General features: G+C 65.4%; 21 protein-coding genes and 1 riboswitch. Of the genes, 11 read left to right on the top strand and 10 right to left on the bottom strand.

What is annotated here, in order from left to right:
* The first annotated feature begins 20 nt into the window (after window positions 1-20).
* The 3 genes from KHO41_RS12855 to KHO41_RS12845 all read left to right on the top strand — a co-directional run bounded on the left by KHO41_RS12855 (window position 21) and on the right by KHO41_RS12845 (window position 2,890).
* Complete coding sequence (locus KHO41_RS12855) at window positions 21-929, top strand: DMT family transporter (RefSeq protein WP_211953658.1); 909 nt, start codon at window positions 21-23, stop codon at window positions 927-929.
* Between the two features lie 58 nt (window positions 930-987).
* Window positions 988-1,067, top strand: a riboswitch (Fluoride riboswitch).
* Window positions 1,068-1,143: 76 nt separating this feature from the next.
* Complete coding sequence (locus KHO41_RS12850) at window positions 1,144-2,454, top strand: voltage-gated chloride channel family protein (protein WP_211953657.1); 1,311 nt, start codon at window positions 1,144-1,146, stop codon at window positions 2,452-2,454.
* A 91-nt stretch (window positions 2,455-2,545) separates the two neighbouring features.
* Window positions 2,546-2,890, top strand: coding sequence for a DUF190 domain-containing protein (locus tag KHO41_RS12845; protein WP_211953656.1), 345 nt, complete (start codon window positions 2,546-2,548; stop codon window positions 2,888-2,890).
* A 36-nt stretch (window positions 2,891-2,926) separates the two neighbouring features.
* On the opposite strand, the gene KHO41_RS41670 is transcribed toward KHO41_RS12845, so the two are convergent.
* A complete protein-coding gene (locus KHO41_RS41670) occupies window positions 2,927-3,055 on the bottom strand; it encodes a hypothetical protein (RefSeq protein WP_280519696.1) in 129 nt (42 codons plus the stop codon).
* 102 nt (window positions 3,056-3,157) lie between these two features.
* Between KHO41_RS41670 and KHO41_RS12840 the strand changes: the two genes are divergently transcribed.
* Window positions 3,158-3,664: a CBS domain-containing protein gene (locus KHO41_RS12840; RefSeq protein WP_244873815.1), complete on the top strand. Its 507-nt coding sequence runs from the start codon at window positions 3,158-3,160 to the stop codon at window positions 3,662-3,664.
* A 38-nt stretch (window positions 3,665-3,702) separates the two neighbouring features.
* On the opposite strand, the gene KHO41_RS12835 is transcribed toward KHO41_RS12840, so the two are convergent.
* From KHO41_RS12835 to KHO41_RS12820, 4 genes are all read right to left on the bottom strand, one after another.
* On the bottom strand, window positions 3,703-4,548 hold the full coding sequence (locus tag KHO41_RS12835) for a class II glutamine amidotransferase (protein WP_211953655.1): 846 nt from the start codon (window positions 4,546-4,548) through the stop codon (window positions 3,703-3,705).
* 228 nt (window positions 4,549-4,776) lie between these two features.
* On the bottom strand, window positions 4,777-6,387 hold the full coding sequence (locus tag KHO41_RS12830) for a S10 family peptidase (RefSeq protein ID WP_211953654.1): 1,611 nt from the start codon (window positions 6,385-6,387) through the stop codon (window positions 4,777-4,779).
* Window positions 6,388-6,427: 40 nt separating this feature from the next.
* Complete coding sequence (locus KHO41_RS12825; RefSeq protein ID WP_211953653.1) at window positions 6,428-8,083, bottom strand: S53 family peptidase; 1,656 nt, start codon at window positions 8,081-8,083, stop codon at window positions 6,428-6,430.
* Window positions 8,084-8,270: 187 nt separating this feature from the next.
* Window positions 8,271-9,413, bottom strand: coding sequence for a citrate/2-methylcitrate synthase (locus KHO41_RS12820; RefSeq protein ID WP_244873814.1), 1,143 nt, complete (start codon window positions 9,411-9,413; stop codon window positions 8,271-8,273).
* 107 nt (window positions 9,414-9,520) lie between these two features.
* On the opposite strand from KHO41_RS12820, the gene KHO41_RS12815 reads away from it, so the two are divergent.
* The 5 genes from KHO41_RS12815 (at window position 9,521) to KHO41_RS12795 (ending at window position 13,998) form a co-directional block, all read left to right on the top strand.
* Complete coding sequence (locus KHO41_RS12815) at window positions 9,521-10,474, top strand: 2-hydroxyacid dehydrogenase (protein WP_211953652.1); 954 nt, start codon at window positions 9,521-9,523, stop codon at window positions 10,472-10,474.
* 29 nt (window positions 10,475-10,503) lie between these two features.
* Window positions 10,504-11,184, top strand: coding sequence for a fumarylacetoacetate hydrolase family protein (locus tag KHO41_RS12810; RefSeq protein ID WP_376988880.1), 681 nt, complete (start codon window positions 10,504-10,506; stop codon window positions 11,182-11,184).
* Between the two features lie 63 nt (window positions 11,185-11,247).
* The gene (locus tag KHO41_RS12805) at window positions 11,248-12,006 is read left to right on the top strand and encodes an SDR family oxidoreductase (RefSeq protein WP_211953650.1); all 759 of its coding nucleotides are present in this window, start codon (window positions 11,248-11,250) and stop codon (window positions 12,004-12,006) included.
* An 87-nt stretch (window positions 12,007-12,093) separates the two neighbouring features.
* Window positions 12,094-13,092, top strand: a complete 999-nt coding sequence (locus KHO41_RS12800) for a Bug family tripartite tricarboxylate transporter substrate binding protein (protein ID WP_211953649.1) — start codon at window positions 12,094-12,096, stop codon at window positions 13,090-13,092.
* Window positions 13,093-13,227: 135 nt separating this feature from the next.
* A complete protein-coding gene (locus KHO41_RS12795) occupies window positions 13,228-13,998 on the top strand; it encodes a ferredoxin--NADP reductase (protein WP_211953648.1) in 771 nt (256 codons plus the stop codon).
* A gap of 93 nt (window positions 13,999-14,091) precedes the next feature.
* Here KHO41_RS12795 and KHO41_RS12790 read toward each other — a convergent pair whose 3' ends face one another.
* The 3 genes from KHO41_RS12790 to KHO41_RS12780 form a co-directional block, all read right to left on the bottom strand.
* Window positions 14,092-14,589, bottom strand: a complete 498-nt coding sequence (locus KHO41_RS12790) for a hypothetical protein (RefSeq protein WP_211953647.1) — start codon at window positions 14,587-14,589, stop codon at window positions 14,092-14,094.
* 92 nt (window positions 14,590-14,681) lie between these two features.
* A complete protein-coding gene (locus tag KHO41_RS12785; protein ID WP_211953646.1) occupies window positions 14,682-15,146 on the bottom strand; it encodes a fumarate hydratase in 465 nt (154 codons plus the stop codon).
* Between the two features lie 115 nt (window positions 15,147-15,261).
* Window positions 15,262-16,548 (bottom strand): MFS transporter, encoded by a 1,287-nt coding sequence (locus tag KHO41_RS12780; protein ID WP_211953669.1) that lies wholly within the window; start codon window positions 16,546-16,548, stop codon window positions 15,262-15,264.
* 353 nt (window positions 16,549-16,901) lie between these two features.
* Here KHO41_RS12780 and KHO41_RS12775 point away from each other — a divergent pair, with 353 nt between their 5' ends.
* Both KHO41_RS12775 and hisN read left to right on the top strand, forming a co-directional pair.
* Window positions 16,902-17,240, top strand: coding sequence for a hypothetical protein (locus KHO41_RS12775; protein WP_211953645.1), 339 nt, complete (start codon window positions 16,902-16,904; stop codon window positions 17,238-17,240).
* A gap of 90 nt (window positions 17,241-17,330) precedes the next feature.
* Entirely contained in the window at window positions 17,331-18,122 is a 792-nt protein-coding gene (gene hisN / locus KHO41_RS12770; protein ID WP_211953644.1) for a histidinol-phosphatase, read from the top strand.
* An 8-nt stretch (window positions 18,123-18,130) separates the two neighbouring features.
* Here the strand turns inward: hisN and KHO41_RS12765 are convergent, their stop codons facing one another.
* Together KHO41_RS12765 and KHO41_RS12760 are read right to left on the bottom strand one after the other, a co-directional pair.
* Window positions 18,131-23,638: an AAA domain-containing protein gene (locus KHO41_RS12765; RefSeq protein ID WP_211953643.1), complete on the bottom strand. Its 5,508-nt coding sequence runs from the start codon at window positions 23,636-23,638 to the stop codon at window positions 18,131-18,133.
* Window positions 23,635-24,840, bottom strand: coding sequence for a M48 family metalloprotease (locus KHO41_RS12760; RefSeq protein WP_211953642.1), 1,206 nt, complete (start codon window positions 24,838-24,840; stop codon window positions 23,635-23,637). Before KHO41_RS12760 ends, KHO41_RS12765 begins: the two co-directional genes overlap by 4 nt.
* Between the last annotated feature and the right edge of the window lie 25 nt (window positions 24,841-24,865).

The raw sequence follows: 24,865 nt of genomic DNA, 5'->3' as shown, positions 1-24,865 counted from the left end.
AAGAAACCACCGCCACACCCATGCACGCCAGCGCCACCGGTTCCAGACGCCTCGACTGGACCACACTGTTCCTGCTCACCTTCCCGCCATTGAGCTGGGCCGGCAACGCCATCGTTGGCCGGCTGGCTGCCGGGACGGTGCCGCCGGTCACGCTGAACTTCGTACGCTGGCTGCTGGCCGGGCTGCTGCTGGCGCCTTACGCATGGCGCGGCGTCGTCGAGCACCGCGCTGCGCTGCGCCGGCATGCGGGTGTGATCCTTGCCCTCGGCATGCTGTCGATCGCCAGCTATAACGCGTTGCAGTACCTGGCACTGACCACGTCGACGCCGATCAATGTGACGCTGATCGGCGCCTCCACGCCGCTGTTCCTGCTGGTGATCGGCGCCACGTGCTTTCACGAGAAGATGAAGCCGTGGCATGTCGCGGGCGCGCTGCTGTGCCTCGTTGGCGTGTCGTTCGTGCTAGTGCGCGGCGAGCTTGGCCGCCTTGCCCAGCTCGATTTTGTCGCGGGCGATCTCTATATGCTGGCCGCCACCATCGCGTGGAGCGCCTACACCTGGCTGCTGCGCAAGCGGCGCCCCGAGTTGCCGCTGCCCGTGCTGCTGTTCGCACAGATCGTGACCGGCCTCGTGGTCAGCATGCCCGTGACCGCGTGGGAACTGATGACACTCGAGCAGCCTTTCCAATGGAGCGGCAAGGTCGCGGCGATCCTGCTCTATGTGGCCACCATCCCTTCGCTGCTTGCCTATTTCGCCTGGGACCGTGCAATCGCGCGTGCCGGCGCGCAATTGCCGGTCTTCTTCATCACGCTGACGCCAGTGTTCGCGGCGCTGCTGTCTACGCTGTTGCTCGGCGACTGGCCGCGCTGGTACCACGCGGTCGGGCTGGTGACGATCGGGGCCGGCATCTGGCTGGCGCAGCGGCGCTGAACTGCCCTGCGGGGCACATGGCGCTGCTTGCCCACATTACGCGGGTCAGGCAGAATGCCAACCTTGCGGAGATGGCATTCCTCCCTTAACCGCTGACTGGTTCGCATGTGCCGGGCAGCTGATGATGCCTGCAAGTTCCTGGACAGGGAAGTTGTAGGCACACGTCCATACGGCGTCCCGCCGTCCAGGTTTGAGTTCTTCGAATCTGGTCATCATGAAGAAGACATTCGCTCCACCGGAGCCATTGGCCATGCTGCCCTATCTGGGCCGCTGGCTGTTTCTGGGCGCACTGGTCGGGATCCTGTCCGGCGCCGGTTCGGCCGCGCTGCTGCTCGCCCTCGACTGGGCCACCGATACACGGCACGCGCATCCCTGGCTACTCTGGCTGCTGCCGCTGGCCGGCCTGTCTGTCGGGCTCATCTACCACTACATGGGGCAGTCGGTCGAGGGCGGCAATAACCTGCTGATCGACGAGATCCACGACCCGAAACGCATCGTCCCGAAACGCATGGCGCCGATGATCCTGCTCGGCACCGTCATCACGCACCTGTTTGGCGGCTCCGCCGGGCGCGAAGGCACCGCCGTGCAGATGGGCGGCACCTTTGCCGACTACCTGACGCGCCTGTTTCGTCTCGACAAGGAGGCGCGCCGCATCCTGCTGATGGCCGGCATCAGCGCGGGTTTTGCGTCGGTGTTCGGCACGCCGCTGGCCGGCGCGGTCTTCGGGCTTGAGGTGCTGGCCATTGGCCGGCTGCGCTATGACGCGATCCTGCCGTGTTTCGTGGCCGCCATCGTCGGCGACCTGGTTCCCCCGCTGCTTGGCGTTCACCATACGCATTACGCCATTCCCTTCGTCCCGCACCTCGGACCCTTGACCCTGGCTTGCGCCGTCATTGCAGGCATTGCGTTTGGCGTCGCCGGCATGGCGTTCGCGCAATGCACGCATCGGCTGTCGCGCATGCTCAAGCGCAGGATTGCGTTCGGCCCGCTTCGTCCGTTCCTTGGGGGCTGCGTGGTAGCGGGCGCCGCATTGCTGCTCGGCACCGACAAGTATCTCGGCCTTGGCATCCCGACCATCGTCGAGGCGTTCAGGCAGCCGCTTCCCGCCTATGATTTCGCGGGCAAGGCCGTGTTCACCGTGATGACGCTCGCCTCCGGCTTCAAGGGTGGCGAGGTCACCCCGCTCTTCTATATCGGCGCAACGCTCGGCAATGCGCTCGGTTACGTCCTGCCGCTGCCGTTTCCGCTGCTGGCGGGGCTGGGCTTCGTGGCGGTGTTCGCCGGCGCGGCCAATACGCCGATTGCGTCGACCATCATGGCAATCGAACTGTTCGGGCCCGAGGTCGGTACATTCGCCGGCATCGCGTGCGTCGTGAGCTATCTGTTCTCGGGCCATACCGGCATTTACCACGCGCAGCGTATCGGACAGGCAAAACGCCTGCGCATTCCCGAAGGCGTGGGCCTGTCGGAAGTGCCTGGCTTGCGGCAAAAAGGACAGCCCGATTCACTCGACAAGCGGGACTGAACCGGGAGGCGGGCAGGTCAAGCAGCCGACGATTGGAGAGTAGACTGAATAGTGTGCCCGCTCAGGGATGGCAGTGCGCCGGGAGACAATCGTGCATGGCTATCAGGTCACTTTCTACACCGTGGAGAACCGCCGCCACCACGGCAAGCAGCTGTCGCACTGGCTGCTGCAACTCATGCGGGACATGAATGTTCGCGGCGCAACGCATCGCGTGGCGGCCGAAGGCATGGGACACGATCACCGTTTCCACAGCTGGCATTTCGTCGAACTGGCCGATCGCCCCGAGGAAATCACGATGATCGCGACCGAGTCGGAGACGCAGGCACTGTTCGATCGCCTGGCGGCCGAAGACGTGCGCGTGTTCTACACCAAGTTTCCCGTGGAGTTCGGCTTCCTTGGCAAGGCCGCGCCGGACGTGGACGACGAGCCCACGTGAACGCTCGTCACACGACGGCGGACCTTGCCCGCGCCTTCACTGCGTCAGCAACGCCACGCAGACATACAGCACGCCTGGCACCAGCAATGCTGTTGCCAGCACCGCGTAGTACCGGGCGCCGTGATGGGGCGGATGCGAATGGAAATGGTGCACGACCGGTTTCATGATGACCCCCAATAGTGATTGGATGCGGGGATGCTTTAACAATAGCGCTCCCCTGTCCCTTCCGCGAATGGAGATGGCAATTAGCGTGCCAGTGTCAGATCGATGCAACGCACCGCAACGGACCCTCAGCCGGAGACGACGATGAACAAAGTCAGAAAAACAGCGCGCCAGCTTCTGGCCGACAAGCCCCGCGATGTCATTTCGGTAGCGCCGGATGATTCCGTGCTGGCGGCGCTCCAACTCATGACCGACAAGGACATCAGCACGGTGCTGGTGATGCACGACGACAAGCTGGCCGGGATACTGTCCCAGCGGGATTATGCCCGTGGCGTCGAACTGGCTGGCCGCAGCGCCAGCGCGACGAAGGTCCGCGACATCATGACGACCCAGGTCGTCTGTGTTTCGCCCGACCATACCTGCGACCAATGCCTTGCGCTGATGCACGCCAGGCGCATCCGCCATCTGCCTGTTCTCGAATCCGGGCGCATCGCCGGGGTGCTGTCCAGCCATGACATCCTGGAAGAACTGCTCAGCGAAGACGAACACCTGATACGCGACCTCGAGCACGACATGCTCAACCTGACCGTCGACACGGGCGGCTGCTATTAGTCCGGCATGCCGCGCTGCGGAGGTACAAGTGCAGTGGACTAACTGGAAAGCTCCGGCATCCGCGGGGTGAAACGGCTGTAGTCGATCACCCCGGCGCGCCCGACCAGGATCGTGGCTTCGGGTATCTCCTGCCACACGCCTTGCACATCGATCAGCGGCTCCGACAGCACAAGAAATGCGTCGTCGCCTGCCGCGATGATGCGCGGGTCGTCGGGATACAGTTCGCGCAACTGGCGGAACGAGGTGCTGTGGAACAGCGAGCGCGATTCCGCTTCGCTGGAATAGCGCACCGCAACAATCTGCCGCCCGTCGGTCACGCAGACGGTCATGTTGATCGGGTGCTCGACGTCGTAGCGGTGGCCGACCTCCTCGATCAGCCCCACCATCTGCTCCAGCGCGGCGCGCGGATCGCGCTCCAGACCGAAGGTCAGCGCCAGGAAGAACATGATCTCGGAATCCGTGGACCCTTCGATCCAGCGAAACAGCTGCGGCGAGACCGCCATCATCAGGTCGCGCCGCAACAGTGGAAACTCCCGGATCAGGCCGTTGTGGACGAAGAGCCAGCGGCCGAAGCGGAACGGATGGCAATTGGTTTCCTGCGTAGGCGTACCGGTAGCCGCCCTGACGTGCGCAAGGAACAGCGGCGCCCGCACCGCCCGCGCCGTCTCGCGCAGGTTGGTATCACTCCAGGCCGGGTGCAGGCAACGGTAGCGGAATGGCACCTCGGAGTGGCGTCCATACCAGCCAACGCCAAAGCCATCGCCATTGGTAGTGGTATGGCCCAGCCGCGCATTCAGGCTCTGGTCAATCAGAGAGTGTTCCGGCTGGAACAGCACCGCTTCGAGCGGCACGGATCTGCCTGAGTAGGCCAGCCAGCGGCACATGGTGTTCCTCCTCTTGTCGGCGGGGCCCGGTGACTGCCGCCCCACACTCTGTTTTAGGACGGCTGCCCGCGAACGGCAAAGGAACGCCGCCACACCCGGCGCTCGCTGCAGCCGGCGCGCGACGGTCTGGCATGCCAGAAGAGGATTCGGAAAGCGAAAGGACCTCGCCATACGCACGATTGGTCACTTTTGGCGCGCAGCCCAGGGCGGCGCCCGCAAATCCCGCCCTTAATACGGCGTCCGGCTCAGCCGCCTCCGATACCGCGCCGCATACGCCTCCTGTTGCTCCTGCACCGGCAACGCGGCCTGGACCGCTTCCACATGCCGGTCCGAGCCCGCATAGAAGTCGGACAGGTCCGCCTTCATCGCCGTACGGGACGCATTGTCGAGGTAGATCATATGGCCGGAGGGATAGTTTCTGACGGTCAGCGTCGTCGCGATGCCCGCATGGGCGGCCGGCATGTTCTGGAAGTTGAGGATGGTCTGGAAGAACGGCGTCACGGCGTCGTAGTAACCGTTCGCGGAGAACACGCGCAGGTAAGGATTCAGCGCCATCGCCGCAGCGAGATCGCCGGCCGTGTAGAGGCTTTCGACACCGCCGCGTTGCGCGCCGGTGGGATCGACGTGACCGAAATTCCAGTTGAGAAAGGCCTCGTCGTTCAGGTCCATGAACGGCGAGGTCGACGTGAACTGCAGTTCCTCGTTGAGATACACGTTCCACATCGCCGTATAGACGCCGCCGACGGCGGTCATGGTCGGATCATTGCCGCCCGAGTTCGGGGCGATGTATTCGGCGATACCCGTATCTTGCGCCGTCACCCGCCCGTCGTATGCCCCCACGGCAAGGCCCTTGTCCAGCAACAGGCTGGTCAGGAACACCGAGCCGTTCGCGGTCGACGGGTCGAGCTTCCAGTACCGGAGGACCTCCTGCGGAATGCCGAGAATGGCGCTCAGGTACTCAAGCGATTTCTGGTCGAACATTGGAAACCCGGATAGCGCGTCGACGTAGGCATCGATGGCAAACGCCTCCACGTCCTCCATGAACGCCGCCAGCTCGGCAGGCACCGGCGACAGCGTGACCATCTTGTGGAACCACGCGTCAGCCGCGAGCGTGGGAAGCAGCCCGATTGGGTTGCCCGCCTGCGAATAGTCGAGGATCGAGGACTGCAGCACGATGCCATTGAGGTCCACGCCATCCTCATGCAGCAGCCATGTCAGCACGCAGGTGCGCGGCGTTCCATAAGACTCCCCGAACAGGTACTTCGGCGAATTCCAGCGGTTGAACACGGTCAGATAACGCTTGATGAACTGCTTGATGCAACTGGCGTCTTCGTCCACGCCCCAGAAGTCCTTGTTGGTGCCCGGCGCGATCGCGCCGGAATAGCCTGTTCCAACGGGGTTGATGAAGACGAGGTCGGTATGGTCGAGCAGGCAGTCCTCGTTGTCTTCCATCTCGTAGGGCGCGGGTGGCGTGAAACCGGGCATGCTGGTCTTGATCCGGCGTGGTCCGAAGGAGCCGAGCAGCAGGAAGACCGATGACGATCCGGGGCCGCCGTTGTAGAAGAAGGTCACGGGTCGTTTGGATGCCACCGCGCCATTGAGCGTGAAGGCGACATAGAACAGCTTGGCGGCCGGCATGGCGCTGTATGGGTCCGTTGTCACCAGATGGCCCGCTCGCGCCGTGTAGGCGAGCGACTTGCCATGCAGCTTCAGCGTGTGCTGCGTGATCGCCGCGGTCTCGGTGACGTCGGTCACCGAATCGTCCGGGCCATAGCCATAGGGCGTGGTGTCGACGAGCGGCTCATCGGGCGGGACTTCCTTTCGTGTCGTCGGGCTCATTGCATTGGCCTCCGTGTTCGAAATGGCGGACCCGATGGCGTCAGACAGCAGCCAGGGCTGCGAGCAACCCCTGGCCATTGGGCACGCCCCAGCCGGTGACAGCATCAAAGCCCGCCTTGGCCGTATAGCCCTTGCCGGGGCTCGGACGCGAGGTGTTCTGGCCCGAGACGATGTCGCTGAAGCCCGCGCGCCCCACATCGCCCTTGTAGAGCAGCGGCGCAAGGAAACGCTGCCGCTTGCCGGCCGGCAACGCCGCGTCGATGCGCGCCACCAGCGCGGCCCACAGCGGCGCAGCGGCGCTCGTGCCGCCGTCGGGCAATGCGTGGCCATCGAGCAGCAGGTCGTAGAGCGGCGGCCCGGCCAATGCGGCTACGTCAGGCACCACGCGCCCGTTCGCAGCGCCGGAATTCAGCGACGCCACCGAGACGTTCTGCCACGGCGGCCGCGGATTCAGCACGCTCACGCCACCACCGGTCGAGCCACCACCCTGCTGCGTGCGCTCGCCTGGCGCTTCCCACCAGGCCACTTCCTCGGCCTTCCCGTCCGCGTGTGCCACGAGCATGGTGCCGCCCACGCTCAGCACATAGGGACTCGATGTCGGGAACTCGACATGGCAGCGGTTGCCGGGTTGATTGCAGCCACTGCCATCATCGCCCGACGATACGCACACGGTCACGCCCTGCATCGCCGCGATCTGGAGCCGTTGATTGATCGATGCCATCGCGCCGTGGCTCCAGTCCGTCGCCTCTTCGGCGAGACCGTAGCTGATGGACAGCGCCACGGGCACCGGACCTTTCCCCGACGTGACCTCGTCGAGCAGATTGATCCAGCCGCTCTCTCCCCACGTCGCGAAATACACGCCGATATCCGCCTTCGGACAAAGTCCGGCGACGATCTCGATATCCATCATCGTCTCGGCGGTCTGCATGAACAGCAGGTCCTGCAGGTCCTTGGGGAGCTCCTGAATCTCGGCCCTGAACTGTTGTTCGCTGAGCGGCGACAGGCCGACGCTTTCGATTCGCACCACGGGCACCGGCACTCCCTGCCGCTTGCAGAACATGGATACGTCCGAGGGAAGATACGCGGGCGGCAGCACCTGCCCATTGCCGACGTTCTGGCCGAATTCGGCGATGGCGATCGTCCTGCCGGCGCCATCGCCATCGGGAAAGTGGTATCGCTTTACAAGGTCGGCCGGGGTCAGCGGGGCCGGCGTGCGCGCCAACGCCACGGCTTGCGCATGACGCTTCGCCATCTGTCGCTGGTCCAGCCCGAACACACCCTCCACGACGTCGGCGATCTCGCCTGGCACCATCAGCACGCCCTGGCGCGCGCGGATCTGGCCCTGTCCGGGCACGTGGTAGATGCCAAGTTCGGGCCTGAACGCAGCGATCATCGCCGACGCCGTTCCGCGCACCCGAATGCTGCGGCCACCCTGCTTCACCTCGAGGATCTGAAGGCCGTAGCTACGCAGCACGTCCTCGACCTTGCGCACCGTTTCCGCAGGCACGCCGAAGCGCTGCGCGATCTCTTCGCGTGACAACGCCTTGTCGGGCATCTGCCCCGGTGCGGGAAGATCGGGACCCTTGAGCGTGACCGTAACGTCGACGATCGCGTGCGGATCCACGTCGCGCACCCGGATGGCGTTGTGCGGCAGCGGCCGGCGACTGCCGGCAAGCTGTACGTGGGTGTCCGCCATGTTTTCCTCCCGCACTGACCGTTGCCAGCGGCTTCGCCGGCAGGCTCAAACGAGCTTAGGTATTGCGGGGCGATTCGTCAAAATGCCGCTGCTGAGCGTGTTTTATATCTGTGATAAGGCAGAGTGCAATGGACCGCATGCCTGTCTGCCCGCACATACAAGAACCCCCGCAGCGAATGTCGTCAGCTCATACTCGTTCCGGCATTACGCCGACATAGCGCCCTCTTGGACGGATAACCTGTCCGACCCCCAACTGCTCCAGGCTGTGCGCGAGCAGTCCGATGCTGCGCGCCGTGGCGAACATCCCGAACGCTGCATCGTCGGGCAGGCCGCAGTGAATCACCAGCGCGGCCAGCGCAACGTCGATATTGGGCTGCAAGCCGGTCAGGCGTGTTGCCTGTGCGATGAACCTTGCAATGACCGGCGGCGGCTCGAACCGGGCCAGCAGCGCGGCGGCGCGCGGGTCGCCCTCGGGATAGAGATGGTGCCCAAAACCCGCAAGGGCTTGTCCGGTCGACAGGTAGTGCGTGATGACCTGATCCTCGCCCTGCCGCTCCACGTCGTTGAACAGCGCCTTGACGCGGCCGGAGGCATCGCCATGCAGCGGACCGGACAGCGTAGACAAGCCTGAGAGCAGGCACGCGGGCAACGACGCACCATTCGACGCCGCGATGCGCGACGCAAACGCGGAACTGGTCAGTTCATGGTCGACCAGCAGCACCATGGCCATCCTCAGCAGCTCCGCCCCTGCCGGCTTCAGCGCCCACCCTTGCGCGAAGCGCATATGCAGCGCTTGCTGCCCCGGCTGCGCGCCAAACGCGTTGGCCAGCTGGCCGACCAGGCCCTGGCCTTCCGCATGCAGGACGCGCGTCATGCGGCCATGCGTCGAGTGACCGGTGGCAGCCAGTTCGGCCAACGTCTTGAAGGCCGCCACACGCCCCGGTTTGGCCACCTTGGTGGACGACGAGAAGTTCACCGGCTGCGCCGAATCCCACAGCAGTTGCGCGGCCTCTTCCAGCGTGGCGTTTTCGGCCAGCGCCACCGCGTCGCGGCCACGGTAGTAGAGCCGTTCGCGCAGGAACGTGGAGATCGCGGTCGGGATACTGGGCTCGGCGCCAAACAGCGTGTTGGTGGCCAGCGTCTCATGCTTGCGCCCGGCCTGCTTGCGTTTGGCCAGCGTCGCCACGTCTTCGGCGCGATACAGGCTGCGACGCGTATCGACCGGATCGGACATGACCTCGATCTTGCCGCGGCTGACGTACGCATAGACCGTCTGCGGCCGCACGCCGAGCCGCGCACACGCCTCGTCCATCGATATCCAGGGACCCATGGTGATTCACTCCGCATCTATTTATGTTGATTTTATATATCAATATTGCATTGACAATCAACTATTAACTACCATGGGTTCTACATTCCAGCCGACGAAGACAGCCCATGAAGCCGCACATCCTGCAACTGAATCCCATCCTGATTCCCGCCGCCAATGACGAACTGGCCGCGCTTTACCAAGTGCACAAGCTGTTCGAGGTCGAGGACCAGGCCGCCTGGCTCAAGGAGCACGGCACGGCCATCCAGGCCGTCATCACCGGCGGGCACACTGGGATTTCCCGGGCAATGCTGGAACAGTTGCCGGCGCTGAAGGTAGTGGCCGTCAACGGCGTGGGCACCGACGCAGTGGACCTGGCCTATTGCCGCGAGCGCGGGTTGCCGGTCACCGCCACGCTCGGTGCACTGACCGAGGACGTGGCCGACCTGGCCATCGGCCTGCTGATTGCCGCCTGCCGGAACATCTGCGCGGGCGACCGCTTTGTCCGCGACGGCCAGTGGGAACGCTTTCCGCAACCGTCGGCCATTCCGCTTGCGCGCCGGTTCAGCGGCATGCGCGTCGGCATCGTCGGCATGGGCCGCGTAGGCCGCGCGGTCGCCACGCGGGCCGCTGCCTTTGGTTGCCCGATCCGCTACACCGACCTGCGACGCATGGACGATCTGCCGCACGAGTTCGTGCCCGACCTGATCGACCTCGCACGCCACAGCGATGCGCTGGTGCTGTGCGCGGCGGCCGACAAGGCCGAAGGCATCGTGAACGGCGCCGTCCTCGACGCACTGGGACCGCGCGGCTTCCTGATCAATGTGGCACGCGGGCGCCTGGTCAATGAAGACGACCTGGCACAGGCCATCGAGGCCGGCCGTATTGCCGGCGCTGGCCTCGATGTCTTCGTGGACGAACCGCGCGTGCCGCTGGCCCTGCGCCAGTCGGATCGCACGACGCTGCAGGCGCATCGCGCCAGTGCCACGTGGGAAACCCGCGCAGCCATGATCCGGATGGTGCTGGACAGCGTGGCCGAGGGGCTCGCCGGCAAGCGCCCTGCCATGAGCCTGACGACCTGAGCTGACAAACACATCCACTCAGGAGCGCCGTGATGGAATTCGTTCTGCCCGCGCCGGCGCCAGCCTCGGTACCTGTGGCCAGCAGTCGTGCGCGGTTTCCGATCGCCAGGATCTTCTGCATCGGGCGCAACTACCGCTGGGCCGCCAACGAGCCCGCGCCGACGGAAATGCCCGCGTGGTTCATGAAGCCGGCCACCGCCGTGTCTGAGGCAAGCGGCGTGCTGCCCTACCCGCCTGGCACCGAAGAGTTTTGCCATGAAGTGGAACTCGTCGTCGCCATCGGGCGTGGCGGACGCGATGTCGATCCGGCTCAGGCGAGCTCCCATATCTGGGGCTATGCCGTGGGCCTCGACATGACGCGCAGGGACCTGCAGCAGAAAGCCAAGCGGCTTGGCGGCCCGTGGGAACCGGCGAAAGCCTTTGATCATTCGGCACCGTGCAGTCCGATCGTGCCTGCTGCCACGCTCGGCCATCCGCGCCAAGGCGAAATCCGGCTGGCGGTCAACGGGACAGTGCGTCAGCGTGCCGACCTGTCCGACCTGATCTGGCCAGTGCCGGACCTGATCGCCATGCTGTCGCGCTCGGTCACGCTGATGGCTGGCGACCTGATCTTCACCGGCACGCCCGCGGGCGTAGGCCCGTTGCAGCGCGGCGATGTGATGGATGCCAGCGTCACGGGCATCGGCGAAATCTCGCTGGTCGTGACTTAGCCCCGGCCGCTTCCAATCCTGCGCATTGAAAAAAGAACACCCAACAGCAATCCGGAGAACACAGTGAATACTTCCCGAAAAATCGCACTTGTCACGGGCGCTGGCAGTGGCGTGGGCCGGCTGACTGCGCTGGCACTTCTCGACGACGGATGGACGGTCGTACTTGCCGGCCGCCGAGCCGATCCGCTGCAAACGCTGGCCGCCGAAGCGGCTGCGCGTGGACAGGCCGCACTGGCCGTACCGACCGACGTCACGGACCCCGCCAGCGTGCAGAGCCTGTTCGACACGATCGAGCGCGAATTCGGGCGGCTCGACATGCTGTTCAACAACGCCGGCGTCAATGCACCCGCCGTCCCGATGGACGAACTGCCGCTGGACAAGTGGTTCAACGTCATCAACACCAACGTGACCGGCGTGTTTCTGTGCGCGCGGGCCGCCTTCGGCCTGATGCGTCGCCAGTCCCCGCAGGGCGGACGCATCATCAACAACGGCTCGGTCTCCGCGCACACGCCGCGTCCGTTCACGGCGCCCTACACCGCGAGCAAGCACGCCGTCAGCGGCCTGACCAAGGCCCTGGCGCTCGATGGCCGGGCCTTCAACATTACCGCGGGCCAGATCGACATCGGCAACGCGTTGACCGAACTGTCGGAACGCATGACGCGCGGCGTGCTGCAGGCAAACGGCACGACGGCGCCGGAGCCGATGATGGAAGCGCGGCACGTGGCCAATGCCGTGCGCCACATGGCATCGCTGCCGCTGGACGCCAATGTGCTGAACATGACGGTCATGGCCAGCGCCATGCCATTCGTCGGCCGCGGCTGACGGGAATCCAGCGTCCCCGGGGCATCGCATCCCCGGGGCACCACCAGAGTTGACACGAGTTGACCAGCATCCAGACGGAGACACCCCATGCGCATCACCACATCGAAATTCACCACGCTCACCACGCTGATCGGCGCCCTGGCAGGCTGCGTCGCCCTTGTCACTGCGACGGGCGCGGCGGCCGCACAGAACTATCCGACCCGCCCGGTCACGATCATCGTCCCGGCACCGGCCGGCGGCGGCATCGACCTGATTGCGCGCGTGGTCGGGGAAAAGCTTTCGGTAAAGCTCGGCCAGCCCTTTATCGTCGAAAACCGCCCGGGGGCCTCCAATAACCTCGGCACCGCCGTGCTGGCCAACGCCAAGCCCGACGGCTATACGATCGGTATCGTCGGTGGCAGCCACAACATCAACAAGTTCCTGTTCAAGAACCTCGGCTGGGACCCGGAAAAGAGCTTTGAGCCGATCGTCTACACCCACGAGATTCCGCTGGTGTTCGCGGCCTACCCGAAGCTGCCAGTGAAGACAGTGCCCGAACTCGTCACGTGGATGAAGGCGAATCCGGCCGAGGCCAAGGTGGCCACCTCGGGCCGCGGCAGCGCGCAGGAGATGGCGGCGGAAATGTTCCGCATGGTCAGCGGTGCGCCCGTGCTGCTGGTGCCGTACAAGGGCTCGTCCGCCGCCCATCCCGACCTGATTGCCGGCCGTACGGTCCTGTACATCGACACCCTCAGTGCGATCCAGGAGCAGGTCAAGTCCGGCAATGTCCGAGCACTCGCGGTATCGACACGCAAGCGCTCAAAGGCCCTGCCCAATGTACCGACAGCCGAAGAACAGGGCCTGATGGGCTATGACGCCAGCACCAACGGCGGCTTCCTCGCGCCGGCCGGCACGCCGAAGGACATCGTGGCAAAGCTCAACGCCGAGATCAACGCCGCGTTGAAGCTGCCGGAAGTCCGGGCCAAGCTGGAGACTGCGGGCATCGACATCCAGGGCGGCACGCCGCAAGACTATGCGGCGCTGATCCGGTCGGACCTGGCCAAGTGGGGAAAGGTCGTCAAGGAAGCGAACATCCAGGCAGAGTGATCGGGAACATGCCCCTTGTGGCGGAATGGCTGCCGAAGGCTCTGCAGCAAGCTCGCCCCGATTCGCGCTAATATTCGGCGATCTCCGCATTCTTGCTACTTTTACGCCTAAGGTGCTCCCTCCGGCGCTTTTTCGATGAGCAATCTCAACCCGCAATCCGTACTTTCCGTTCACCACTGGACTGACACGCTGTTCAGCTTCACGTGCACGCGCGACCCGGGCTTCCGCTTCGAGAACGGCCAGTTCGCCATGGTCGGTCTCGAAGTCAATGGCCGCCCGTTGCTTCGCGCTTACAGCATCGCCAGCGCCAACTACGAAGAGACCCTGGAGTTCTTCAGCATCAAGGTACCGGACGGTCCGCTGACCTCGCGCCTGCAGCACCTGCAGGAAGGCGACCAGATCTTCGTCGGCAAGAAGCCGACCGGCACGCTGCTGGTCGACAACCTGCTGCCTGGCAAGACCCTGTGGCTGCTCGCCACGGGTACCGGCCTGGCGCCGTTCCTGTCGATCATCCGCGACCCGGAAGTGTATGAACGCTACGACAAGATCGTGCTGACCCATACCTGCCGCTTTGTGGAGGAACTGGCGTATCGCGAACTGATTTCGGAACACCTGCCGCAGCACGAACACCTGGGCGACCTGGTCCGCGAAAAGCTGGTGTATTTCCCGACCGTCACGCGCGAGGATTTCCACACCCGCGGCCGCATTACCGAGCTGATCGAAACCGGCGAACTGTTCGAGCGCCTCGATATGCCGTCCTTCTCGAAGGAAGACGACCGGATCATGCTGTGCGGAAGCCCGGACATGCTCAAGGAAGTCCGCGCCATGCTGGATGAGCGCGGATTTATCGAGGGCAATATGAGCCATCCCGGGCACTTTGTGCTCGAAAAGGCATTTGTCGGCTAAGTCGGCTGCTATCGGTTCATCAAGAGGGCGGAGGCGCTCCGCCCTTTTTCAGTACCCTTCGCCGCGTTGCGGTCCTTGGGACCGCATGAAGCGCTACTGGATCCTGCCGAATCCGTCGGCTGCCCAGCGCTCCGCACGCGCGCGCGTCAGCTTGAAGTCGGGCGGCACCTTCACCATGGCGATGACATCCCCAAAAGGATCCACGGCTGTCAGCGTGCCGAAAGGCTCGAACTCATCCGGCGTGACCACCAGCCTGACCGTCAGGCTTCCCGATTCGGTCTCGATGCTGCACTGCTTGTTGAGTTGGGCATGCAACTGCTGCTCATGCCGCCGGATCACTTCGGCCGCGGTCTTGACCAGCGTCTGATGGGCCGTGGCATCGAGCGGCTTCGGATCGACCTTGTTTCTCCCCATGGTCCAGGGGCCGACCAGCGCCGGTTCGGCGCTGCCGTCGCGGATCATCTCGACGGCCCAGCCATCGCCGTCCTCGTTCTTGATCACGCGGGCCGTCCAACCTTTGTCCCGCCAGAGTCGGGGCTCATGGATGGCAGAGGATTCGTGCTCCGAGTGAGCGTCGTCGGTGTCGTGCATCAATCTTGTCGTACTGGTTTGCGCGTCATCCGCGCGCGCCCCTGTTTCAACCGACTGGTCCGAACCAGTCAAACCAGTCGGCGGGGCAAAAATCAGGCGGAAACCGCCGGCGCTGCGACAGCTGCCTTGCGCGAGACCTTCTTCGCCGCTACCGGCTTCTTCGCTGCAGGCGTCGCTGCTGCCTTGCGCGGAGCCTTCACGGCTGCCTTTGCAGGCGCGGCCTTCTTCGGGGCGGCCTTCTTGCCAGCGGTCTTGCTCGCCGTTGCCTTCTTGGCGCCAGTAGCCTTGGCCTTCTTCGCCGCGAGCTTTTCCTTGGCGGCTTGCTTCTCAAAACGCAGTGCAGACTTTGCGGCGTCTACAGCCTGGGCAATCTCACGCTTTGCCGCTTCGATCGCCTTCTTCGTGTCGGCGCGCAGCTTCAGCAGGCGCTTCTTCGCTGCCTGGGCTTCACGTGCCAGCACGCTGGCCTTCTTCGTCGGTGCAGCGATTTTCCTGGCGACAGGCTTCTTCTTTGCGACAGCGCTCTTCTCAGGCGTTGCCTTGGTTGTTGCGACCATATCGATCATTACCCGTTAGTTGTGGAGCGCGGAGTATAGCTCGTGGATCGCTGAATCCATAGCGGCCCTGCTTCCGCGCGCGTCGCGGGACTTCAACAAAACCAGGTTTCGCGGGTCACGTTCCGCCCCTGGCATCGACCTCCGGACCCGGTTCACCATCCCTGGTAGCAATCAATTCCTTCGGCGCCAGCGCGATCAACGGCAGTATCAGTGCATAGACTACGGTGGTCGCAATCACACAGTAAGTAAATCCCTGCGCCGCACCGCTGTTGTAGATCCATGAGCCCAGCAGATCGCCGGCACGCGCCGACAGCGCGAACACACCATCGACCAGCATCATCAGGGTTCCTTGCAGGCCTGGCGGACACGACCGCATCGCGAGATCGAGATACGCCGCGGTGGCGATGCCGCCCATCAGCCCGATCGGTGCCGCCAATACCAGCGCCAGGTTGGCGGAATGAATGAAGGCCAGCGGAATCATCTGCGGCACCGCAACGATCGTGCCCCACCACAGCAGCTTGCTCAGCGAGACCCGCTTGCAGAGATAGCCATACAGTACGAATGTCGGGATAAACGCGAGGGCAAAGATCCCGTTGTAGTACGAGTAGACGGAATCCGATGCGTGCAGCTCATTGGTCAGGTAGAACTGCAGAGGCGTGGCAGCTCCCGGCGCAAAGTTCCACAGAAAACAGATAAGGACCGCCGGATAGACGGCCCGATGCCGAACCAGTCGCCGAACGTTTGCGAAAAAGTCCCCGCCTCTGGCTTCCGGTTTCTCGTAGGCATGGCCAAAGACGGACTCGGGCTTCCAGAGCGCCAATACGGCAATCAATACATTGAACGCCGCCACCAGAAAGAAGGCCTGACTCGCGGCGAGATGGTCAGAGACGTATCCGGAAGCGAACGCTCCCGCAACGACCGGGACGGAACTGACGACGTTCAGCAGCGCGCTCAGGCGCCCCGACATAAGCTTCTCCTGGCCCACGAGCGCGACCAGTCCCTGGTAGGCCGCGGCAACGAATCGGGACGACAGCATGGCCAGCAGCATGCCGACGGCCAGTCCTTCAAATGAAAAGCCTGACAACGCCATGCCAATGCATGCCGCCGCGGTGACCGGAGCAAAGATCAGGAAGAAGCCGCGATCCCGCAATCCCAGCGGGTTCCAATGGTCGCGCGCCAGCCCGAACGCGAACGCCAGATAGACCGGTATGCCCGTCAGCAGCCGGAATGTCGATATCTGTGTCGCCGACGCATGCAGCTCATTCTTGAGCAGGTACGACGTCTGGATATCGATCAGGTATCCGGCCGGCGTTGCCAGATAGATGAACAGGGTCAGCCAACCGAAGTACAGCAGGGTTCGGTCACTGCCCTCGGAACCCGTTCCACCAGTAGCGGCCGGCATGTTCATCGCTCATCGGCAAGGCTGGATTTGGCTCGGCATCTGCCCGGCGCGCGGGCGGCCTCAGGAGCGCCGTTCAGGGCTCTCGAGCGAACTAAGTGTAGGTGAAGAAACTACCGGGGCCCACTACATCGAGCGAACGGTAGATCGCACCATATCCCAATGTGCCAATTCGCCGACCTGCCCTTCGCTTGGCGTCACCACATTGGTGCAAACAGAAGCGGGCAGAAACTGGCTATCAAGCGTCATTGCCCATACCCGCCGACTTTTTGGTAGGCTGGATTCTGTAGGTACAACCCTCTGAATGCCAGAGTGAGCCGTCCTCTGCGCTGCTGGTTGTGGCCAAAGGATGAGTCATGCAAGAGTTGGCCTTTCGCACCCTGCTATATCGCTATTTCTTTTTCAACTGGCTGTTCAGGGACGCCAGTCGCGGCAATTTGGCCGAGCGGTCCATGGCCTGGCATTTCAACAAGGCGCACGCGCACTGGCTGCTGACCTACATGCGGCGCTGGCTCTGGTGTGGCGTGATCCTGTCCGCCGCCGGCGGTGTCGTGGAGCTGGGGCTTCGCGCACCTGCGCTATCGGCGTTGTTCTATGTGCCGGGCGTACTCAGCGTGCCGGTCAATGTGGTCATCGGTGCGCTGTGGGTCGGGCTCAAGATGCTGCCGGGTCCACTTGGGCGGCGGCAGGACTAGACATGCCCCGACCGGTGCGCGTGCAAGCAGGCGGCATGCTGCCCGCTACAATGGACGCCCTTCCCTTCTCGCCACAGCAGGCACACCGTAATGTCAATGCACGCCGACCAGCAGTCCGAATATCTCGCCTTCGCCGGTCGCCTGGCCGATGCGGCAAGTGCCGTGACGCTTCCCTATTTTCGCGCCCCGCTTAGCGTGGTCGACAAAGGTACCGCCCGCTTCGACCCCGTCACTGTGGCCGATCGGGAAGCGGAACTGGCGATGCGCGCCCTGATCCGAAGCACGTATCCCACCCACGGCATCCTTGGCGAAGAAGAGCAAAGGATTACCGGGACCGACCCGCTCCATTGGGTACTCGATCCGATCGACGGCACGCGCGCCTTCATTACCGGGCTGCCGCTCTGGGGCACGCTGATTGCACTCAATGATGGCCAGCGTCCGGTGCTCGGCGTGATGGACCAGCCCTTCACGCGCGAGCGTTTTTCCGGTGACCGCGAGCGAGCCTGGCTCAATGGAAATCCGCTGCAGGTGCGTCCCTGCGCGGCGCTGTCGGAAGCCAAGCTGCTCTGCACCACGCCGGACATGTTCGAATCCGGCGAACAGTGGGACGCGTTCCAGCGCGTGGCACGCGCCGCGCGCATGCAGCGTTACGGCGGCGATTGCTACGGCTATTGCATGGTCGCCGCAGGCCAGGTCGACGCGGTGGTCGAAGCGGGCCTGCAGCCGTATGACGTGCAGGCCCTGATCCCGATCGTCGAGGGCGCCGGCGGCATCATGACCAGCTGGACCGGCGGCGATCCTCAGCATGGCGGGGCCGTCGTCGCTTGTGGCGATGCCCGTGTGCATGCCGAGATTCTTCGGCTGTTGAATACACCGGGCTGATCGGCGGGCTACTCTTCCACGTAGCCCTTGCGTAGTTTCTCCGCTACCAGCTTGTCCATTTCGCGCCGGGCCCGGTCGGGGTCATCGAACACCTTGACGCTGGTCTGTCCGGCACTGCCGATGCGGCCGTAGGTGACGGAGAGTTCTGCGCCGCTTACGCTCGCGCGCCAGAATTTGCGTGACGTGCCTTGTTCAAAGCGCAGCATCTGCGCGAACTCTGCCTGAGCCGCCGCGGCTGTTGCCGCATCCGTGGAAGCCTCGCTCTGCACCGCAACCGGCCTGGCTAGCGGCACCGTGGTTTCCGTCAACACATCCAGCGCACGATCCTCGCCGTCGGCCAGCATGGCTTCGATGCGGGCCAGCACAGCATGCCGGTCGTCGAGCCAGTCCTTGCCCGGGATGTCCAGTACGCGCCAGCCGAAGTTGCGCAGGATCCCGGGGCGAAACACATAGCGTTCGGCGGTGTCCGGCACCGCTTCAGTTGGCGTGTCGAGCAGGATGGCCAACGCATAGCCCTGTCCCGATGGCTCGGCAATAGCCAGGTCGCAGCGGAACTGTGACCGGCCGACGTTCACGTGCACCTGATGGCCGCGCCCACGCAATGCCTCGGCCAGCGCATCGCGGATGCTGTCGGGCGTCGCAGCGCGCGTGAAGGCATCGCGCGCGCCGGGGTTCAGCGCGCCTAGCACCGACTGCGCGCGCTCGAACTCGCCGCGTGCACTGGCCTGCGCGAACTGCAGGAATGCGCGCAGCGCGGCCGCGCCATCGTTGTGCACGTTGGTGATCGCCTCGGCCTGGATCGTCGATACCACCGCCATGCGGTGGCGTGCACGGCTGAAAATCACATTCAGGCGCTTCTCGCCGCCACGCTGGTTGATCGGCCCGAAATTCATCAGCATCTTGCCGTCCGGTCCCGGCGCATAACAGATGCTCAGGATGATCACGTCGCGCTCGTCGCCCTGCACATTCTCCAGGTTCTTCACGAAGAGCCCGTTGAACTGGTCGTCGTCCTCGCGCACGTATTCGCGCTCGAGACGCATCGCGAAGTCCGCGTCCTCGGCAGCCAATGCTTCAAGCGCGGATTCGATGGCACCCTGCTGCGCCTCGGAGAACGCCACGATACCGAGGCTCAGGCCCGTCTCGCGACGGAGCATCTCGCGCACGGTCCGGGCGATGTAGACGGCCTCGGGCGCATTGCGGCGCTCCGCATAGACACCATCGGCCAGTCGATGGAAGCTGACCGGGCGCGCCAGCAATGCGTCCGCACCGGCAACGCCCGCATCGTCCTGGTCCGACCGGAGCGGCGGTGCGTCGTGCTCGGCCGTTTCCAGCACACGGTCAGGAATGGTGACGAGACGCCCGTCGTAGAACGCCGCATTGGAAAAGCTGATGAGCGACTCGTGGCGGCTGCGGTAGTGCCACGCCAGCAGCGTGGCGGGCAGGTTGCGCGCGGCCTGGTTCAGCAGGCTGTCGGAATCCAGGTTGATCGCGATGCGCTCGCCCTCCTCTTCCACGACGATCTCGTCGTCGCCGTCCGCGCCGCCGGCCGTAAAGAAGTTCGTCGGCGGCAACTGCATCTCGTCGCCGACCACCACCACCTGGCGCGCGCGGCTCAGCGCGGGCACGGCCTCCTCGGTCGGAATCTGGCTCGCCTCATCGAAGATCACGACGTCGAACAGGTCCGGCGACAGCGGCAGCGTGTCGGACACCGACAACGGGCTCATCAGCCAGATCGGCTTCAGGTCGTTGATGACGATGCCGGTCTCGTCGTCGGCAAGATCGCGGATCGAGCGGTGGCGCATGCTCTTGCCGAACTCGTGCTCCAGTTCCCGGCGGCCCGTGGCGAATTGCTTCTTGAACGCCTTGCCGTCGGCGTCCAGCATCGTGGCCGACAACGAGGAGGTGCGCACATGCTCGGCAAACTGCTGATGGCGATTGGCGCGCACGACCTGCGCATTCAGCGCGAGCAGTTCGCGCTGACCCTGCGCCACAGCGCGCGCGGCCTGCGCCAGCGCAGCGCCGCCGAAGCGCGCGAGCAACGGGCTTTCGCGCGTCAGGCGACGCAGCGCCTCGTCGGCCACCAACGCTTCCAGCTGGGCGGGCTCGTGATCGAGCCACTGCAGCGTGGCAGCGCAGGCGGGATCGCCGGCGTGCACGGCGCGCAGCAGTGGCAACAGGTCCGGCAACTCGTCCAGCGCTTCGCGCAGGTCGCGCAGCAGTTCGGCGATGTCGCCAAGACGCGCGTCGCCGTGCAGCACCAACCCGTCGCGCACGCGCTGTGCGAGCTTTTCCAGCGCTTCACGCGCACCGGCCTCGGCACGCGCGACTGCGATCGGATCGACGGCCTGGCGCAGATGCGCGACCAGTTCGCGCGGACCTGTGGCCGACTGCAGGCGCTGTTCGAGTTCACCCAGCGCGCGCAGGAAGGCCTGCATCTCGCTCACGCCGTAGCGCCGGCGGCTGTCGGCATCGGCCGCCGCCAGCGCAGCATGCGCGGCATGCTCGGCCGCCAGCGCTTCGAGCACCTTGCCGAAGCCCGGATGAACGGCGTGCTTGCCGAAATCGTAGCGGCGCTTCAGTTCGCCGCGCAGTCGCCACCATGCGGGCTGCAGCCAGCGCGCGAACGACGGCTCCAGTCGCCGCGCGAGCGCGAGCGCAGACTCGGTATCGCCGGGGCTCAGCTTGTCTTGCCAATTCGCTGTTGCAGCTTGCGCATCGGCGAGTGCCTGCGTGCGCCGCCCCAGTTCCGCGCGAATCTCGCGCAGAGCGGCCTGTGCCGGCGAGGCCGGATCCAGCAGGTCCAGGTGTGCAGCGAGGCCTGTATCGAGCAGCCACTGGCTGTCGGCGGAGATCGTGCGCGCCTGCTCCAGCGCGGTGTCCTGGCCAGTCAGGCTCGCAGTGCTGTCCAGCAGCGGATCGAGCGCGTCGAACAACGCCTCGACGTCGCTGCAAAGCTGCTCGGCGCGACCATACGCGCGCTCGTCTGCGAGCAATGGCGGGGACAAGCGCGCGAACGGATGCGCGGCCAGGCTGTTCAGGCCAAAGCGCTCGCGCATGGCGCGATGCACACGGTGCGCGAGATCACGCTGCCGGTCCCATGCGGCCAGCGCCGGCAGGCGCTCGCGCATGGCCGGCCCGGTATCAGGCGCGGCGGGCAGTGCCGCCACCCGGCGCAGCAGCGCCCGCACACTGTCGCCCAGCGCCTCGGGCACGGCAGCCATCGCCGACTCGAACGCATCGATGCGCTGCTGGTGCGCACTCAGCGCATCCGCCACCTGCGCGCGGCGCGCCGCCAGGGCATCGCCGTCGTGCGGCTGCGCGATCCACTGCTCGTAACACGCGCGCAGGTCGGCAATAAAGGCCTTCTTGTCGGCCTGCGAGTCGTGGATCAGGCAACACAGCGAGTCGAGGCCGCTTTGCCTGAGCCGGTGAAACACCACGTCTAGCGCGGCGCGCTTCTCGCAGACGAACAGCACGCGCTTGCCACGTCCGGCGTAGTCGGCGATCAGGTTCGTGATGGTCTGCGACTTGCCCGTGCCCGGCGGCCCCTGGATGATGAAGCTGCGCGCGCTGCGTGCCAGGCCGACCGCCGCGTTCTGCGTGGCGTCGGCCGCCACCACATTCCACTGCTCGGACGGTGCAAGTGGCGCGGGAGCGTCCGTCTCCACGTCGCGCGGGTCGATCGAGAAGACGCGATCGAACGCCGGATTGGCGCCGGGCTCGTCGAGCAACTGCGCGTAGTCGCGTACCAGCGACATCTTGCGGTAGTTGAAATTCGCCAGCGTCACCTGCGTCAGGTCCAGGTCCCAGGCATAGCGGTGGCCCTCGGACTCCTCAAGCACGTAGCCCTGGCGCTCTTCGCTCTCCGCCGTGGCTGTGCCACTCATCTGCGGCTGGCGCGGGCCGGCACTCGGGGCAGCGCCGGCCTCGAAACGTTGTGGCAGCGCGCTCGGCCTCACCCAATGCTCGAACAGCGCGCGCCCCAGCGGCCGGTAATCGTCCTGCGCATAGCTGTACGGCGGCAGCCAGCCACCGGTGCGCGCGACAGCCGTGCCTGGCTTGCGGCGCTGGAACTGCTGCATGCGCTGCAGCGCCTTCTGCCGCACGAGCCGCACCGCCGCCTTGTCGACGAGGCGCAACTCCACCGAAGGTTCCGATTGCCGAATCTGCGCGAGGATGCCGGCATGGATCTCTTCGAGCGAGGTCTTGCCGAGATCGACGGTCTCATCCAACTGGATGCCGTAAAGCTGGTTCAGGTAGTGGCGCAACACGGGGTTGAACTCGGCCTCGCCGCCCGCGCTCTGGATCACATACTGGTCTCGCACCCCCTTGCGCTTGACCAGTTCCACCGGCAGCCACAGCAGCGGCGTCACGATGCGCTCGTCCGGCGCCTCTTTCAGGTTGTGCCAGCGCAGGAACGCCACCACCAGCCGCAGGTTGCTGAAGCCGTATTCGGCGCGGTCGCGGCGGGTTTCGGCGATCAGGCGGTCGAGCGATGCCGGCAGGTAGGGCTGGTCGTCAAAGCGCAGCCAGTGCTGCAGCGACACCGGCTTGCCCGCCACCAGGTCCGCGGCGAATGGGCCGCCCCAGGTGCAGATGTGTTCGGGCCGCACGCTTTCGATCTGCAGCATCAGGGGCACGCTGGCCACGGTCAGGTTGACGCTGGCCGCGGTCGGCCGGAAATGCAGCAGGCGGTTGCGCCGCGACAGGTCGAACAGGCGGTCGCGCAGGTGCGTGAGCACGGCGGCACGGCGCGGCGTGGCGCCGGCAGTGCCCGCCAGCGCGCGTTCCACATCCAGGGCCGCCGGCTGGTCGCGCCAGGTGCGCAGCCGGGTTGCCAGCGCGGCGACATCGGTGGCCCTGTCGTGGCGATTGATCTCGGTCATCTCGACAATCACCGCGGCGACGATCGGATGCAGCCGTTCATGCAGCAGGAACAGGTTGCGGCGATGTGCCACGAAGCTGCGCAGGTCGTCCTCGTCGGTGAAGTCCAGGCCGCACGCCAGGCTCGCGAGCGCCATGCCGAGCAGGAAGACGTCGCCGATTTCGTCGTGGTGGCCGATCAGCGTTTCCCAGCTAGCCGGTCCGGGCAGGAAGACCGGGCGTTCGATGGGCGCCGCCAGATCCAGTTGCAGTGCCAGGTCGGCCTGGTCGCGCTGCCCGCTATCGGCGTGGCCGAGCCGCAGCGCGCCGACGATGTTCAGGGCCGAGGTCGGATGTGGCTGCACGCGATGGATCGCACCGATGTCCATCGCCGGCGTCTCGCCGTCTGGCCGGCGCAGGCGCAGCGCGCCTTCCTCGTCCACGAGGATGCTGTCGGGATCGAGGGCCGCCACCCTGCCCCGCGCGTGCAGCGCGGCGACCTGTGAGAACAGCGGCAATACGAGCACCAGCACGTCGTCGGTCGCCAGCGCCGCGCCCGCCTGTGCATCGATCAGGGCCCGTAGCGTACGCGGATCGTTGCCGCCGGTTGCTTCCGGAATCGTGTTCGTGGCGTGGGTGGTGCTATCGGTCATGACTGGCCCTCCCTGGCCAGTTGGCGGTTGAGTTGGCGCTGGTATCGGTCCAGCTCGCGCTTGCCAAAGCCGGCGTCGCGGCGCAGGTTGCCTTGAAACGCCTCCAGGCTGCCGAGCGCTTGTGCCACGTGACCCGCGCGCAGGAGCGCTGCGTCCTGCTGGTCGGGGTCGGCAAGCGACAGGTCCATCATCAGCGCGTTGAGGTAGCCGCGCACGCTGTCATCAGCCACGTCCGGGCCCAGGCCCTCGGGGCCGATTGCCGGCTCGTCGTCGCGCCAGTCGGGGAACATCATCCGCACCTGTGCGAGCACCGCGTCGCCTGCCAGCGGCGTGCCGGCAAGGAAGTGCGCAAGAAAGCCGCGCGTCAGCGCCTGCAGCCGGACCTGCCCCGGCAGGTCGAGCTTCTCCAGCGACAAGGGGCCGTGCAGGCGCGATTCAATCCATGTATCGAGATGGCTCTCGCCTTCCCACCACAACGCCAGCGCGCGGGCTCGGATGAACGTCTCGGGATGGCTGTGGGCGGCACTCGCGCCTGCCTCGCCGGATTCGATCTCGGCCGCCTGGCGCAGGTAGGCGGCCGCGTCCACGCTGCCCATGCCGGTCTGCACCTTCACCAGTGTCGACACGGCCGGGGCCACCGCCCCCGCAGCCACGGCGCCACCGCGATCCGCGAACAGCTCGGTGTGCAAGGCATAGCGGCGCCAGGTTTCCCGATGGCTCGCGCTGACACCGGGCGCCGCCAGCGCGTCGTTCAGGATGCGGTCGGCCACCAGGAACTGGCCCTCGTCGCACGACCACAGCAGGTAGTGCGCGAGCTCGTGGCCGAACACGGCCAGCAACTCCGGCGGAGCCAGCCGTTCCAGCAGCGGCCCCTGCAGGACGATGTGGATCTCGCCGGGCACATAGAACAGCGACGCATTCATGTCCTGGCCCGGGGACTGGTAGAGCGTCGCGGGTGCGTCGATGCCAAGCCGCGCCATCGCCAGTGCCAGCACCGCGTGTACATCGGCGTGGGCGTCCGCCTCGATGCGGTAAGTGTCGCGCAGCAGCATCGCGCGCAATGCCTCGCGGTGGTCGGCGCCGGTCGCGCGCGCGTTGGCCCAGCGCCAGACCTCTGGCTCGTGCTGGCGCAGGTAATCGACCACCGTTGCGTGATAGGCCAGCGGCATCAGCGCGCCGCGATCCGGAGCGTGAGAGTCCATGCAGGTCGTTCCAGGGTTGCGTGGT

It is taken from the genome of Cupriavidus numazuensis, assembly GCF_905397435.1.
In the GTDB taxonomy this organism is placed as follows: domain Bacteria; phylum Pseudomonadota; class Gammaproteobacteria; order Burkholderiales; family Burkholderiaceae; genus Cupriavidus; species Cupriavidus numazuensis.
This window is presented reverse-complemented; position numbering and strand designations above follow the sequence as displayed.

Bases quoted from the DNA above. Each gene is read 5' to 3' on its own strand.
- KHO41_RS12855 (WP_211953658.1), top strand. From the start codon at position 21: ATGCACGCCAGCGCCACCGGTTCCAGACGCCTCGACTGGACCACACTG.
- KHO41_RS12850 (WP_211953657.1), top strand. From the start codon at position 1,144: ATGAAGAAGACATTCGCTCCACCGGAGCCATTGGCCATGCTGCCCTAT.
- KHO41_RS41670 (WP_280519696.1), bottom strand. From the start codon at position 3,055: ATGAAACCGGTCGTGCACCATTTCCATTCGCATCCGCCCCATCACGGC.
- KHO41_RS12840 (WP_244873815.1), top strand. From the start codon at position 3,158: ATGCAACGCACCGCAACGGACCCTCAGCCGGAGACGACGATGAACAAA.
- KHO41_RS12835 (WP_211953655.1), bottom strand. From the start codon at position 4,548: ATGTGCCGCTGGCTGGCCTACTCAGGCAGATCCGTGCCGCTCGAAGCG.
- KHO41_RS12830 (WP_211953654.1), bottom strand. From the start codon at position 6,387: ATGAGCCCGACGACACGAAAGGAAGTCCCGCCCGATGAGCCGCTCGTC.
- KHO41_RS12825 (WP_211953653.1), bottom strand. From the start codon at position 8,083: ATGGCGGACACCCACGTACAGCTTGCCGGCAGTCGCCGGCCGCTGCCG.
- KHO41_RS12820 (WP_244873814.1), bottom strand. From the start codon at position 9,413: ATGGGTCCCTGGATATCGATGGACGAGGCGTGTGCGCGGCTCGGCGTG.
- KHO41_RS12815 (WP_211953652.1), top strand. From the start codon at position 9,521: ATGAAGCCGCACATCCTGCAACTGAATCCCATCCTGATTCCCGCCGCC.
- KHO41_RS12800 (WP_211953649.1), top strand. From the start codon at position 12,094: ATGCGCATCACCACATCGAAATTCACCACGCTCACCACGCTGATCGGC.
- KHO41_RS12795 (WP_211953648.1), top strand. From the start codon at position 13,228: ATGAGCAATCTCAACCCGCAATCCGTACTTTCCGTTCACCACTGGACT.
- KHO41_RS12790 (WP_211953647.1), bottom strand. From the start codon at position 14,589: ATGCACGACACCGACGACGCTCACTCGGAGCACGAATCCTCTGCCATC.
- KHO41_RS12785 (WP_211953646.1), bottom strand. From the start codon at position 15,146: ATGGTCGCAACAACCAAGGCAACGCCTGAGAAGAGCGCTGTCGCAAAG.
- KHO41_RS12780 (WP_211953669.1), bottom strand. From the start codon at position 16,548: ATGCCGGCCGCTACTGGTGGAACGGGTTCCGAGGGCAGTGACCGAACC.
- KHO41_RS12775 (WP_211953645.1), top strand. From the start codon at position 16,902: ATGCAAGAGTTGGCCTTTCGCACCCTGCTATATCGCTATTTCTTTTTC.
- hisN (WP_211953644.1), top strand. From the start codon at position 17,331: ATGTCAATGCACGCCGACCAGCAGTCCGAATATCTCGCCTTCGCCGGT.
- KHO41_RS12765 (WP_211953643.1), bottom strand. From the start codon at position 23,638: ATGACCGATAGCACCACCCACGCCACGAACACGATTCCGGAAGCAACC.
- KHO41_RS12760 (WP_211953642.1), bottom strand. From the start codon at position 24,840: ATGGACTCTCACGCTCCGGATCGCGGCGCGCTGATGCCGCTGGCCTAT.